Source organism: Flavonifractor hominis (assembly GCF_040095835.1).
Lineage (GTDB): Bacteria > Bacillota > Clostridia > Oscillospirales > Oscillospiraceae > Flavonifractor > Flavonifractor hominis.
The window spans coordinates 288,373-300,636 of record NZ_JBBMFT010000003.1 but is presented as its reverse complement, the minus strand read 5'-3'; the positions used below and the strand labels follow the sequence as shown (position 1 = coordinate 300,636).

The following is a 12,264-nucleotide window of genomic DNA, read 5'->3' as shown; positions in this document are numbered from 1 at the left end:
TTTTTTTCATTTTTCTTCTTTTTCTTTTTTCAGACCCAGCTGTCCTCCAGCTCATGCTTCCGCTCCCGGGTCATGAGCTCCACGATCACAGCGCGGGGGTCCCGTCCATTATAGAGCACCTGATAGGCCGCCTCGGTAATGGGCATCTCCACCCCGGCTTTCTGGGCCAGCGCCCGGGCGGTCGCCGCGGCATAATAGCCCTCCACCACCGCTCCGATCTCCTGCACCGCCTGCTCCGTGGGCATACCCTGGCCGATGAGGATGCCGCAGCGGCGGTTGCGCGAGTGCATAGAGGTACAAGTGACGATCAGATCGCCCACTCCGGACAGCCCTGCAAAGGTCTCCCGCCGGCCGCCCAGCGCCACACCCAGCCGGGCGATCTCGGTCAGGCCCCGGGTCATCAGGGCGGCCTTGGTGTTGTCGCCGAAGCCCATGCCGTCACAGATGCCGGCACACAGGGCAATGACGTTCTTCAAAGCAGCCCCCAGCTCCACCCCAACCACATCGTCGGAGGCGTACACCCGAAAGCGCTTATTCATAAACAGATCCTGCACCAGCTCGGCAGCGGCCTTGTCCCGGGAAGCGGACACCACCACGGTCGGTACCCGGCGCCCTACCTCCTCGGCGTGGGACGGGCCGGACAGAGCCACGATGGGGTGCCCCTCCCCCACCTCCTGGGCGATGGCCTCCGTGAGGGTGAGAGAGGTATCCTTTTCGATGCCCTTGGACACCGATACCAGCACTGCACCGGGGTCCAGCAGCGGGGCAATGGTCCGGGCAGTGGTGCGTACGGCAAAGGACGGGGTGGCCAGCACCACCGCTCCGCAGCCTTTCACACAACCGGGGTCGGCAGTGAGCTTGAGCTCCTCGGGCAGAGCCACTCCCTTGAGCATGGGGTTCTCCCGCTGCTGACGCAGCACGTCAGACTCCTGCTGGGTATAGGACCACAGGGTCACATCATGGCCATTTTCCAACAGTACCAGGGCCAGGGCCGTGCCCCAGCCGCCGCTGCCCAGGACGGAAATCTTCATTTTACCGCTCCTCCATCCGCTTTATGATGCAGGCTGAATTTGGACTCAGTACCACTGAGGATGCGCTTGAGATTGCCCCGATGCTTCCAGACGATCATCCCGCCCAGGAAGATCGCCAGCACCAGCAGCACCCAGCTGTGGTAGACAAACCAGGTGACAAACGGGAAGGAAACCCCCGCCCAGATGGAACCCAGAGACACCCATCTGGTAAGCACCGCCAGGATCAGAAAGCCGCCCCAAACCACAAGCGCGACCCGCCAGTCGATCATAATGGCGATGGTCCCGCCCGACAGGATCCCCTTGCCGCCTTTGAAGCCGAACATACAGGGGAACATGTGCCCCAGCAGGCAGAACGCCCCGGCCCAGTATTTGCCCAGGGCGATGGTCAGAACATCGCCGCCCAGAAAATACCGGGCTGCCAGGATCCCTGCCCATACGGCCACGATGGCCTTGAGCACGTCGGTAAGGATGACCACCAGGGTCAGCGGCCCGCCAAAGGTGCGGTAAAAGTTGGTCAGCCCCGCATTGCCGCTGCCATGGGTGCGCACATCATCCCGCAGGATATACTTGGAGACGATGACCGCGCCGTTGAAGCAGCCGCAAAAATAGGCGAATACCGCCACGACAGCCAGCGGCAGAATCGAATCTATGCCCAGCGGCATCCTTACCCCTCCTTATCGCTCTTCTGCCGGATGGTGAGACGTATGGGCGTCCCCTCCAGTCCGAAGGTGGAGCGGATCTGGTTCTCCAGATACCGCTGGTAGGAGAAGTGGAACAGCTTGGCATCGTTGCAGAAGCAGACGAAGTGGGGGGGCTTGACCGAGATCTGGGTCATATAATAGATCTTCAGCCGCCGGCCCTTGTCCGTGGGGGGCTGCACCCGGGCGGTGGCGTCGGCCAGGACGGTATTGAGCATACCGGTGGTGATGCGCATGGAGGCCTGGTCGTTGACGTAGTTGATGAGGTCAAAGAGCCGGTCCACCCGCTGGCCGGTGAGGGCGGAGATGAACACGATGGGGGCGTAGGTCATATAGGACAGGTCCCGGCGCACATCGGCCCGCATCTTGTCCATGGTTTTGTCGTCCTTCTCCACGGCGTCCCACTTGTTGACCACGATGATGCAGGCCTTGCCCGCCTCATGCGCCATGCCGGCCACCTTGGTGTCCTGCTCGGTGACGCCCTCGTTGGCGTCGATCATGATAAGGCACACATCGGCCCGCTCGATGGCCATGGTGGCCCGCAGGACGGAGAACTTCTCAATGCGGTCGTCCACCTTGGACTTCTTGCGCATGCCGGCGGTATCGATGAACAGATACTTGCCCTTTTTGTTCTCAAAGTAGCTGTCCACCGCGTCCCGGGTAGTGCCCGCCACGTTGCTGACGATGACCCGCTGCTCCCCCAGGATGCGGTTGACCAGAGAGGACTTGCCCACGTTGGGCTTGCCGATGAGGGCGACCTTGATGACGTCCTCTTCTACCTCTTCCTCTTCCTCGGGGGGGAAATATTTCATGCACTCGTCCAGCAGGTCGCCGGTGCCGTGGCCGTGGACCGCGGAGACCGCGATGGGATCTCCCAGGCCCAGGTTGTAAAACTCATAGATATCCGGGTTGGTGTGGCCCACCTGGTCCATCTTGTTGACTGCCAGCACCACCGGCTTGCCCGAACGCAGGAGCATGTTGGCCACTTCCTGGTCAGAGGCGGTGAGGCCGGTCTTGATGTCGCACAGGAAAATGATGACCGTGGCATTGTCAATGGCAATCTCCGCCTGCTGGCGCATAAAGGCCAGGATCTCGCTGTCGGCAGAGGGCTCGATGCCGCCGGTATCCACCAGGTCGAACTTCCGGCCCAGCCACTCGGCCTCGGCATACAGCCGGTCCCGGGTCACGCCGGGGGTGTCCTCCACGATGGAAAGCCGCTGGCCCACCAGCTTATTAAAGAGCATGGACTTGCCCACGTTGGGCCGGCCCACGATGGCGACTAAGGGCTTCATGTTATCACTCTCAATTCTTTCTGTCTGTCACGGATTGTAACGATAGTATTCATCTTCCGGCGGCAGGGCATACGCCGGCGTCTCCACCGGCAGGCCCAGTATGGCGTCCACCAGGTCGAAGCCGCTCTCGGCCTCCACCGCCGTCACCGGCACGCCCAGGGTCTGCTCCACCTGCTCCACCGTCACGTCGTCCAGAAACACCCGCTCCCCCGTGCGCAGCATGTTGGCCGGGATGAGCAGCCGCTCCCCCAGGGCCTGGCCGGCCAGCTGCTCCATCAGGTCGCGGCCGGTGATAAGACCGGAGACGGTAATGGTCTCCCCAAAGAAACGGTTGCGCACCGGGTAGACGGTCCCATTTATATTACCACATTTTTCCCGGGCCATGTCAACGATTTTCCGCAAAAAGGGCGCGGCGGAGACACCCGTGGCAATGGAGAAGGGGGTGGGGCTGGCGTCCTCCGGCACATCCTCCAGGGCCAGGGCCGCCTGCCCGGTCAGCAGGCGCAGCATTCCAACCCCGTTTTCCAGCTGGGCCATATCCTCATAATAGCTCTTCTCCGGCAGCTCCCGCCCGGCAATGAGATAGAACTCATCCGAACACCAGGCCAGGCTGGTGCCGTGCCCGTCCAAAAAGCGGGCGGCAAAGGCCTCTACCTGGTCAATGAGCGCGGCGGCCTGGCCGGCCGTATAGGGCTCGATCCGACACAGTCCCTCCCGGAAGCGGGTCACCCCCACAGGCACCACGGCCACACTGTTCACCGCGGGATACAGCTCCCCCAGGTCCCGCAGCGTGCGCTCCAGGGCAGGGCCGTCATTGATGCCGGGGCAGGCCACCACCTGGCAGTTCATCGTGATGCCGGCCTGAGCAAAGCGGCACATGATGGACAGGCACTCGCCCGCCCGGCGGTGCTTGAGCATGGCCTCCCGCAGATCCGGGTCGGTGGCGTGGACCGAGATATTGATGGGGCTGATGCGCAGCTCCGCGATGCGCTGGATCTCCCGCTCGGACAGATTGGTCAGGGTGATATAATTGCCCATCAGGAAGGACAGCCGTGCGTCATCGTCCTTAAAATACAGCGTCTCCCGCATCCCCGGAGGCATCTGGTCCACAAAGCAGAAGATGCACCGGTTGGCGCAGGAGCGGGCTTTATCCATCAGATAGGTCTCAAAATTGAGGCCCAGATCTTCCCCCTCCGCCTTGTGCACGCGGACGGTACGCACCGCTCCGCCCTCTTCCGTCAGGGTAAGCTCCAGTCGGGGATCGTAGGTGTAGAATTTATAATCCAGCACATCCACAATGGGACGGCCGTTTACATGGGTCAGCGTCTCCCCTGCCCGGACGCCGGCCCGCCGGGCCGGACTGTGGGGATCGACGGACCGGATCTTGGTCAGGCTCATGGACGTTCTCCTTCTCCGGCATCGGCTTGGTCTGAATCTTATTGTATCCTACTTTCGGGCAAAAAGAAAGAGGGGTATCTCCCCCCTCGTTCTTTTTGGGCTATTTACTTCGCCTCGGCGGTAGTAGCCTCCACCTTGCCGAACTCATGGCCTTTGTAGCTCATGCAGCTCTTGCACATCCGGTGGGGCAGACGGAACGCACCGCACTTGGGGCAGGTGGTAACGCCGGGAGTCTCCAGCTTCCACACGGAGCTGCGGCGCTTGTTCCGGCGCTGCTTGGACACTTTACTCTTAGGGACTGCCATCTATGACACCTCCTTAGGTTCATGCCCTGGCCGGGCAAAACTTACTCATTCTCTTTATCCAACAGCTGCGCGAGGGCAGCAAAACGTGGATCAATCTCAGGCTTGCAGCCGCAGGGCCCTTCATTCAGGTCCGCGCCGCAAGTGGCGCACAGCCCCTTGCAATCCTCGGAGCACACGTGCTTGGAATCCATGGCTAGGACCAGTGCGGTGGTAAACACCTCGTCCAGGTCCACTTCGCCATTGTCCAGCAGGAGGATCTCGTCGTTCTCCTCGTCTTCCAGCGTCTCAGCCAGAAGGGTCTCCACCGGGACACGCATCGCCTGCCGGAAGGGCTTGAGACACCGGTCGCAGACCAGATCCAGCGTGGTCTCCGCCGCGCCTTCCAACACCAGCGCGTCGGCCATGTTGCGCACCGTGCCGGACACCTGTACCGGTTCGCGCACCGGGCGCTCCCCATAGAAATCCAGCTCGGACAGATCCATCTGGAACGCAAACGGCAAACTGGCACCGGGCGTATGGAGTATTTCGCGGAGATTCAGTCGCATATCACACCTCACACAATGGCACAGCAGACATTATAACGAAACCTGCGGGCAATGTCAAATACTTTTTCGCAAAAAAACGGCATTTTTTCAAAGTCCGGCAGGCTGTACTACTTTACGGCCGGTTTTCTTGTACAGGATAACACAAATTCCCCGTCTGATGCAAGCCTTTCGTGGAAACCGTGCTTTTCTCCGGGCTTATTTTATGGTATACTGGAAAACCGATCAAAACACGGTGGAGGTTTTATGAAAGAGTTCACCATCGGAAAAAACGACGCCGGGCAGCGGCTGGACCGCTGGTTGGGCAAGACGCTCCCCCTGCTTCCCGCCCCTCTGGCTCAGAAATACATCCGCCTCAAGCGGGTCAAGGTCAACGGAAAGGGCTCCCAGCGGGATGTACGCCTCCAGGTGGGAGACGTGTTACAGCTGTACATCAACGACGAGTTCTTCGACACGCCCCGGGAGGACAACGCCTTTCTGGCGGTGTTCAAGCCCAAGCTGGACATCGTGTATGAGGATGAGAACCTGATGCTCCTCAACAAGCGTCCGGGGCTTTTGTGCCACGCCGACGAGCACGAGAAGGTCAACACCCTCATCACCCACATCCAGGCCTATCTCTACCAAAAGAAGGAGTGGAACCCCAGGGATGAGCACTCCTTTACCCCCGCCCTGTGCAACCGCATCGACCGCAACACCGGCGGCATCGTCATGGCGGCCAAAAACGCCGAGACCCTGCGCATCCTCAACCAGAAGATCCGGGACCGGGAGATCGCCAAATACTACCTGGCCATCCTCCACGGGAAAATGACCCCGCCCCAGGGCAAGCTGGAGGGATTTCTGCTCAAGGACGAGGACAAGGCCCAGGTGAAGGTGTTCCACAAGCCGGTGCCCGGCGGCAAGAGCGCCGCTACTTTATATAAGACCCTGAAGGTCAACCGCGGGCTGTCCCTGGTGGAGTGCGAGCTGCTCACCGGGCGCACCCACCAGATCCGGGCCCAGTTCGCCGCCGCCGGCCACCCCCTGCTGGGCGACGGCAAGTACGGCCGGGAACGGGACAACAAGCAGTACGGCCGCTCCTTCCAGGCCCTGTACTCCTATAAACTGGAGTTCACCTTCCCCACCGACGCCGGCATCCTGGAGTACCTGCGGGGCAGGGTATTCACCGTGGAAAACGTGGACTTCGTGGGGGAATATTTCCCCGGGTGACTCACCGTGCGTCAAACAGCTTCTGTACCGGCACCTCCAGAGCGTCGGCAATGTCCAGCAGTGTGGACAGGCTGGGTGCGGCGGTAGCCGCCTCAATCCGCTGCATATGATTTCTGCTCAGATCTACCGCTTCAGCCAGATCCATTTGTGTCCAGCCCCGCTCTTTTCGGTAATACATGATATTCAGCCCGATTTGGACAAACATCTTGTAATGCTTTGTATCCATGGCTCTCGCTCCTTTTTTTAAAGTGTAGCGAGAGCTTTCCTTTTTGTAGGCAACTCATTTTATCCCTTATACACCATAATATGTTGTATTTTGTCACTCTCTATGGTATTATATCCATTGAGGTGATGGATATGTACAACAACGAGTTTGAACTTGCCTTTTCAAACTTCCTGGACCGACATGAGTATGACGAGGCGGAAAACGCCCTGTTCGCCATGGTGCGCATCGCCTTTTCCGCCGGCTGGCAGGCCGCCGGCGGCGCTCCGCCTCAGTCGGAGCGGATCTACGAGCTGCTTCCGTCCCGTTCTTCCCCCGCTGCACAGGATTTCCAGCCGTAAAATCCCTGAAAAATTCCCGGTTTTCTTATTGACATTTTTCGCAAGAACATATATGATTTGTTTCGTCATAAGGGCGTACCCAACCGCCGGTTTGGGTGCGCCTTTTACTACCTTTTCAGAAATGGGGGAGGATAAATGGCCAAAGAGCTGATCCGCCTGTCGGATTGTGTGATGAAATTCGATGACGATGTGATCCTGGACCACCTCAATCTGTATATCAACGACAAGGAGTTCCTCACGCTGCTCGGTCCTTCCGGGTGCGGCAAAACCACGACCCTGCGCATCATCGGCGGCTTTCAGAAGCCCACCTCAGGCGACGTGTTTTTTGACGGCGTGAGGATCAATGACGTTCCCCCTCATAAACGGAAGGTCAACACCGTCTTTCAGAAATATGCCCTGTTCACCCATATGAACATCTTCGAGAACGTGGCCTTCGGCCTGCGGGTCAACAAGGTGCCCGACCCCAAGGACCCCAAGCGCATGATCAAGGTCCCCGAGTCCGAGATCAAGCAGCGGGTGGAGGAGGCCCTGGCCCTGGTGAACCTGGCCGGCTACGGCAAGCGCTCGGTAAACTCCCTCTCCGGCGGCCAGCAGCAGCGGGTGGCCATTGCCCGGGCCATCGTCAACCGTCCCCAGGTCCTGCTGCTGGACGAGCCTCTGGGCGCGCTGGACCTGAAGCTGCGCAAGGACATGCAGATCGAACTCAAGCGCATTCAGCAGCAGGTGGGCATCACCTTTATTTACGTGACCCACGACCAGGAAGAGGCCCTGACCATGAGCGACACCATCGTGGTCATGAACGAGGGCAAGATCCAGCAGATCGGCACCCCCGAGGACATCTACAACGAGCCCAAGAACGCCTTCGTGGCCGACTTCATCGGTGAGAGCAACATCATCGACGGCATCATGCACGAGGACAAAGTGGTGGGCATGTACGGCAAGAAGTTCCCCTGCCTGGACGGAGGCTTTGCCCCCAACGAGCCGGTGGACGTGGTCATCCGCCCGGAGGACATCGATATCGTGCCCGAGTCCGAGGGCCAGCTCACCGGCACCGTCACCGAGGTCACCTTTAAGGGCATCCACTATGATATCATCGTGGATTTCCGGGGCTTCAAGTGGCTGATCCAGACCACCGACTACTCCCCCGTGGGGGCCAAAATCGGCGTCAAGATCGACCCCGACGGCTTCCATATCATGAAGAAGAGCCAGTACTCCGGCACCTTCGGCGACTACAGTTCCTACTCCTCCGAGTACGACGAACTCAACGAGGACCGGCTGGAGGAGGAAGACGGAGATGAAGAATAAGTGGCTTGCCATCCCCTACGTGGTATGGATGGCCATCTTTGTGGTGGCGCCGCTGATCCTGGTGGTGGTCTTCGCCTTCACGGACAACGCCAATAACCTGACGCTGGACAACTTCAGCGGTATGGCCACCTATATCCCCGCCTTTCAGCACTCCTTTGTGCTGGCCATCGCCGCAACGCTGATCTGCATCCTCATCGGCTATCCCCTGTCCTATTTCCTCTCCCGGGAATCGCTGATGGTGCGCAAGGTGGCCATGATGCTCATCATGCTGCCCATGTGGATGAACTTTCTGCTGCGGACCTATGCCTGGATGTTCCTGCTGGACGACAACGGCCTGATCAATCAGTTTCTCTCCAACATCGGGCTGTTTGACCTCATCAACAACCTCTTCGGCACCCGGCTGACCTCCTTCCACATGATCAACACCCAGGGCGCCATCGTGCTGGGCATGGTGTATAACTTCCTGCCCTTTATGGTGCTGCCCATCTTTTCGGTCATCGACAAGATCGACCCCAAGGTGATCGAGGCGGCCCAGGACCTGGGCGCCAGCAACGCCATGGTCTTCCGCAAGGTGATCTTTCCCCTGTCCCTGCCCGGGGTCCTCTCGGGCGTGACCATGGTGTTCATCCCGTCGGTGTCCACCTTTGCCCTCTCCCGCCTGCTGGGCGGCGGCAAAACGCTGCTGCTGGGTGATCTCATTGAGATGCAGTTCCTCGGCAACGCCTACAACCCCCACCTGGGCTCGGCCATCGCCCTGGTGATGATGGTGATCGTGCTGGTGATGATGGCCATCATGAACCGCTTCGGCGAGGGTGAAGAGGGGGTGGCTATGCTGTGAGACACCATCGTATCCCCTCTCGTGTGTTCAGCATCCTGGTCTATCTGTTCCTGTACGCCCCCATCGTGCTGCTCATCGCCTTTTCCTTCAACGCCGGGCGGAGCAACCGGGTATGGGAGGGCTTCTCCCTGCAGTGGTATGTGGAGCTGCTCCACGACAGCCGCCTGCTGGGCGCCCTGCGCACCACCATCATCCTCTCGGTGCTGGCCGCCGTGATTGCCACCATCTTGGGCACCGCGGCCGCCATCGGCTTTTACAGCATGCGCCGCCGCCCCCGCTCGGTCTGTCTGGCGGTGAACAACATCCCGCTGACCAACGCCGACATCATCACCGGCGTATCCATGATGCTTCTGTTCGTGTTTGCCATCGGCCTGTTCAACAGCAGCGCGCTGAGCGAGCTGTTGGGCGTGCGCTGGCGCACCGGCTTCGGTACGCTGCTCATTGCCCACATCACCTTCAACGCCCCGTACGTCATCCTCTCGGTCATGCCCAAGCTGCGGCAGCTGGACCCCAATATCTATGAGGCGGCTCAAGATCTGGGCGCCTCCGGCTTCCTGGCCTTCCGCAAGGTCATCCTGCCCGAGATCATGCCCGGGGTGCTCAACGGGCTCATCATCGCCTTCACCATGAGCATCGACGACTTCGTCATCAGCTACTTCACCAAAGGCTCCGGCGTCACCACCCTGGCCGTGGAGATCTACACCATGGTCAAAAAGCCGGTGACTCCCGAGATCAACGCCCTGTCCACCCTGATGTTCGTGTGCGTGTTTGTGCTGCTGTCCATCGTCAACATCCGGCAGGCCCGGCAGGAGACCGCCAACGCCCGCCGCAAGGCCAAGCTCAATCCGGGCATTTGACCCTCCCGTAACACACCGGGTCCCCCCGGTCTGTTATAATCATCCGTTCGAAAGGGGATAAAGAAAGAAATTGAAAAAGTCTCTCGCACTCCTGACCGCCTCCGCGCTCTCCCTCAGCCTGGTACTGTCCGGCTGCGGCTCCACCACCAGTGATTCCGGCTCCGCCAGCAACGGCGTCGTCAACGTCTATAACTGGGGTGTGTATATCGACGAGTCGGTGCTGGACGAATTCACCGCCCAGACCGGCATCAAGGTCAACTACAACACCTTTGAGAGCAACGAGTCCATGTACGGCGTGCTCAAAAACGAGGGCGCCAGCTACGACGTGGTCATTCCTTCCGACTATATGATCTCCCGTATGATCGAAGAGGATATGCTGGAGCCGCTTGACTTTGCCAATATCCCGAACTTTGAGGACATTGATCCGGCCCTGAAGAATCCCGACTACGACCCGGAGAACCTGTACAGCGTGCCCTATATGTGGGGTCTGCTGGGCATCATCTACAACACCACCATGGTGGATGAGGTGCCTGACAGCTGGAGCATCATGTTCGACGAGGACTATGCCGGTCAGATCCTCATGTTCAACAACTCCCGGGACGCCATCGGCGTGGCCCTGAAGTACCTGGGCTACTCCTACAACACCACCGACGAGGCCCAGATCAAGGAGGCCGTGGACCTTCTCATCCAGCAGAAGCCCCTGGTCCAGAGCTATGTCATGGACGAGATCTTTGAGAAGATGCAGGGCGGCTCCGCCGCCATCGGCGCCTACTACTACGGCGACTACCTGACCATGGCCGAGGTCAACCCCGATCTGGCCTTCTGCCTGCCCAAGGAGGGCACCAACCTCTACGTGGACGCCATGTGCATCCCCAAGAGCGCGGAAAACAAGGAGAACGCCGAGGCCTTCATCAACTTCATGTGCTCCACCGAGGTGGGCCTGAAGAACTGCGAGGAGATCTGGTACTCCTCCCCCCTGCTCTCCGTCCGGGAGGAGCTGGACCCGGAGGTCTCCGGCGACCCCTACGCCTACCCCGACGCGGACATCCTCGCCCAGTGCGAGAGCTTCAAGAACCTGCCCCAGGAGACCCTGGCGCTTTACGACTCCGAGTGGACCCGCATGATGCTGGCCTCCAACTGAGCCATGAAAAAAGGACCCCCGATGTCACACATCGGGGGTCCTTTTCTATCTGCCTGTATTACTGCGCCGCGGCGTTGATGCCGGCAATGGCGCCGTCGGCCACGGCGGTGGCCGCCTGCCGGACCTGCTTGACCCGGATATCGCCGGCGGCATACACACCGGCAATGGCGGTCTCCATGGTCTCGCTGACCGGGATATAGCCGTCCTTCAGCTCCAGCTCATGGTACAGCTGGGTGTTGGGCTCGGCGCCCGCATAGACGAAGATGCCGCAACCGGGGTCCGACACCCGCTCCACGCTGCCGTCCCGCACCGAGACCAGATCCAACTCCTCCACCTGGTCCTGGCCGTACACCCCGCCCAGACGGGTACCGGTGCGCACCTCGATATTGGAGCTCTGCTCCACTTTCCTACGGAACTCAGCGATGCAGCCCAGCGTATCCTCAAAATGCACGATGGTCACCCGGCTGGCGATCCCGGCCAGATAGAGGGCCTCCTTCACCGCGCCGTCGGCGCCGCCCACCACATAGACGTGCTTGCCGCGGTAGGCCGGGCCGTCCTTGGCCGCGTTGAGCGCCATGCCCTTGCCTCGAAGCGTCTCCTCCCCGGGAATCCCCAGCTTCCGGGGGGTGGTGCCGTTGGCCAGGATGATGCGGCGGGCCTCATACTCGCCCTGCTCGGTGGTGACACGCTTGACCTCTCCGGTCAGGCAGACCGCCGTCACCCGCTCATACCGCAGCTCTACCCCGGCATCCAGCGCCTGCTGCCGCAGCCGCGCGGCGAAGGTCGCCCCCGTCTCCTGAGGCAGGATGCCCGAATAGTGGGTCACGGTGGAGACCTTTCCGATGACGCCGCCCACCTCATTCTGCTCCAGAACCAGAGTATGACGGCCACGGCTGACCGCGTAGATCCCCGCGCTGATCCCGGCAGGGCCGGCGCCGATGATGATGATATCGTACATATTGGATCCTCTCCTTTTTTCAAAGCCTGTCCTGTTTGTTGTGCCTTCATTATACGCGGAAAGAACCATAAAGTAAAATGATGATTTCTTATAAAATCATTTCTTTCTCTTATGGCAAAACAAAGGCGC

General features: G+C 60.1%; 14 protein-coding genes. 6 read left to right on the top strand and 8 right to left on the bottom strand.

Features of this window, described 5'->3' with window-relative positions; translation table 11 throughout:
- Positions 1-29: 29 nt before the first annotated feature.
- From WMO45_RS07390 to WMO45_RS07365, 6 genes are all read right to left on the bottom strand, one after another.
- Positions 30-1,031 carry an NAD(P)H-dependent glycerol-3-phosphate dehydrogenase gene (locus tag WMO45_RS07390; RefSeq protein ID WP_349139941.1) on the bottom strand — a complete coding sequence of 334 codons (1,002 nt, stop codon included), beginning with the start codon at positions 1,029-1,031 and terminating at the stop codon, positions 30-32.
- The gene (locus WMO45_RS07385; RefSeq protein ID WP_349139940.1) at positions 1,028-1,693 is read right to left on the bottom strand and encodes a glycerol-3-phosphate acyltransferase; all 666 of its coding nucleotides are present in this window, start codon (positions 1,691-1,693) and stop codon (positions 1,028-1,030) included. The genes WMO45_RS07390 and WMO45_RS07385 overlap by 4 nt, the downstream gene beginning before the upstream one ends.
- A gap of 2 nt (positions 1,694-1,695) precedes the next feature.
- Positions 1,696-3,021: a ribosome biogenesis GTPase Der gene (der, locus tag WMO45_RS07380; protein WP_349139939.1), complete on the bottom strand. Its 1,326-nt coding sequence runs from the start codon at positions 3,019-3,021 to the stop codon at positions 1,696-1,698.
- 27 nt (positions 3,022-3,048) lie between these two features.
- The gene (locus tag WMO45_RS07375) at positions 3,049-4,419 is read right to left on the bottom strand and encodes a DUF512 domain-containing protein (RefSeq protein WP_349139937.1); all 1,371 of its coding nucleotides are present in this window, start codon (positions 4,417-4,419) and stop codon (positions 3,049-3,051) included.
- A 104-nt stretch (positions 4,420-4,523) separates the two neighbouring features.
- The gene (gene rpmF / locus WMO45_RS07370) at positions 4,524-4,724 is read right to left on the bottom strand and encodes a 50S ribosomal protein L32 (RefSeq protein ID WP_349139936.1); all 201 of its coding nucleotides are present in this window, start codon (positions 4,722-4,724) and stop codon (positions 4,524-4,526) included.
- Positions 4,725-4,765: 41 nt separating this feature from the next.
- Positions 4,766-5,269: a YceD family protein gene (locus WMO45_RS07365; RefSeq protein ID WP_349139935.1), complete on the bottom strand. Its 504-nt coding sequence runs from the start codon at positions 5,267-5,269 to the stop codon at positions 4,766-4,768.
- 243 nt (positions 5,270-5,512) lie between these two features.
- Between WMO45_RS07365 and WMO45_RS07360 the strand changes: the two genes are divergently transcribed.
- Positions 5,513-6,472 (top strand): RluA family pseudouridine synthase, encoded by a 960-nt coding sequence (locus tag WMO45_RS07360; RefSeq protein ID WP_349139934.1) that lies wholly within the window; start codon positions 5,513-5,515, stop codon positions 6,470-6,472.
- Between the two features lies 1 nt (position 6,473).
- On the opposite strand, the gene WMO45_RS07355 is transcribed toward WMO45_RS07360, so the two are convergent.
- Positions 6,474-6,698, bottom strand: coding sequence for a helix-turn-helix transcriptional regulator (locus tag WMO45_RS07355; protein WP_349139932.1), 225 nt, complete (start codon positions 6,696-6,698; stop codon positions 6,474-6,476).
- Positions 6,699-6,829: 131 nt separating this feature from the next.
- Between WMO45_RS07355 and WMO45_RS07350 the strand changes: the two genes are divergently transcribed.
- From WMO45_RS07350 to WMO45_RS07330, 5 genes are all read left to right on the top strand, one after another.
- Positions 6,830-7,036, top strand: coding sequence for a hypothetical protein (locus WMO45_RS07350; protein WP_349139931.1), 207 nt, complete (start codon positions 6,830-6,832; stop codon positions 7,034-7,036).
- Positions 7,037-7,171: 135 nt separating this feature from the next.
- Positions 7,172-8,341: an ABC transporter ATP-binding protein gene (locus WMO45_RS07345; protein ID WP_349139930.1), complete on the top strand. Its 1,170-nt coding sequence runs from the start codon at positions 7,172-7,174 to the stop codon at positions 8,339-8,341.
- Positions 8,331-9,179, top strand: coding sequence for an ABC transporter permease (locus WMO45_RS07340; RefSeq protein WP_349139929.1), 849 nt, complete (start codon positions 8,331-8,333; stop codon positions 9,177-9,179). Before WMO45_RS07345 ends, WMO45_RS07340 begins: the two co-directional genes overlap by 11 nt.
- Positions 9,176-10,036, top strand: coding sequence for an ABC transporter permease (locus WMO45_RS07335; RefSeq protein ID WP_349139928.1), 861 nt, complete (start codon positions 9,176-9,178; stop codon positions 10,034-10,036). Before WMO45_RS07340 ends, WMO45_RS07335 begins: the two co-directional genes overlap by 4 nt.
- Positions 10,037-10,106: 70 nt before the next feature.
- Entirely contained in the window at positions 10,107-11,177 is a 1,071-nt protein-coding gene (locus WMO45_RS07330; RefSeq protein ID WP_349139927.1) for an ABC transporter substrate-binding protein, read from the top strand.
- A 58-nt stretch (positions 11,178-11,235) separates the two neighbouring features.
- On the opposite strand, the gene WMO45_RS07325 is transcribed toward WMO45_RS07330, so the two are convergent.
- Positions 11,236-12,135 carry an NAD(P)/FAD-dependent oxidoreductase gene (locus tag WMO45_RS07325; protein ID WP_349139926.1) on the bottom strand — a complete coding sequence of 300 codons (900 nt, stop codon included), beginning with the start codon at positions 12,133-12,135 and terminating at the stop codon, positions 11,236-11,238.
- Positions 12,136-12,264: the final 129 nt, after the last annotated feature.

Bases quoted from the DNA above. Each gene is read 5' to 3' on its own strand.
- WMO45_RS07390 (WP_349139941.1), bottom strand. From the start codon at position 1,031: ATGAAGATTTCCGTCCTGGGCAGCGGCGGCTGGGGCACGGCCCTGGCC.
- WMO45_RS07385 (WP_349139940.1), bottom strand. From the start codon at position 1,693: ATGCCGCTGGGCATAGATTCGATTCTGCCGCTGGCTGTCGTGGCGGTA.
- der (WP_349139939.1), bottom strand. From the start codon at position 3,021: ATGAAGCCCTTAGTCGCCATCGTGGGCCGGCCCAACGTGGGCAAGTCC.
- WMO45_RS07375 (WP_349139937.1), bottom strand. From the start codon at position 4,419: ATGAGCCTGACCAAGATCCGGTCCGTCGATCCCCACAGTCCGGCCCGG.
- rpmF (WP_349139936.1), bottom strand. From the start codon at position 4,724: ATGGCAGTCCCTAAGAGTAAAGTGTCCAAGCAGCGCCGGAACAAGCGC.
- WMO45_RS07365 (WP_349139935.1), bottom strand. From the start codon at position 5,269: ATGCGACTGAATCTCCGCGAAATACTCCATACGCCCGGTGCCAGTTTG.
- WMO45_RS07360 (WP_349139934.1), top strand. From the start codon at position 5,513: ATGAAAGAGTTCACCATCGGAAAAAACGACGCCGGGCAGCGGCTGGAC.
- WMO45_RS07355 (WP_349139932.1), bottom strand. From the start codon at position 6,698: ATGGATACAAAGCATTACAAGATGTTTGTCCAAATCGGGCTGAATATC.
- WMO45_RS07350 (WP_349139931.1), top strand. From the start codon at position 6,830: ATGTACAACAACGAGTTTGAACTTGCCTTTTCAAACTTCCTGGACCGA.
- WMO45_RS07345 (WP_349139930.1), top strand. From the start codon at position 7,172: ATGGCCAAAGAGCTGATCCGCCTGTCGGATTGTGTGATGAAATTCGAT.
- WMO45_RS07340 (WP_349139929.1), top strand. From the start codon at position 8,331: ATGAAGAATAAGTGGCTTGCCATCCCCTACGTGGTATGGATGGCCATC.
- WMO45_RS07325 (WP_349139926.1), bottom strand. From the start codon at position 12,135: ATGTACGATATCATCATCATCGGCGCCGGCCCTGCCGGGATCAGCGCG.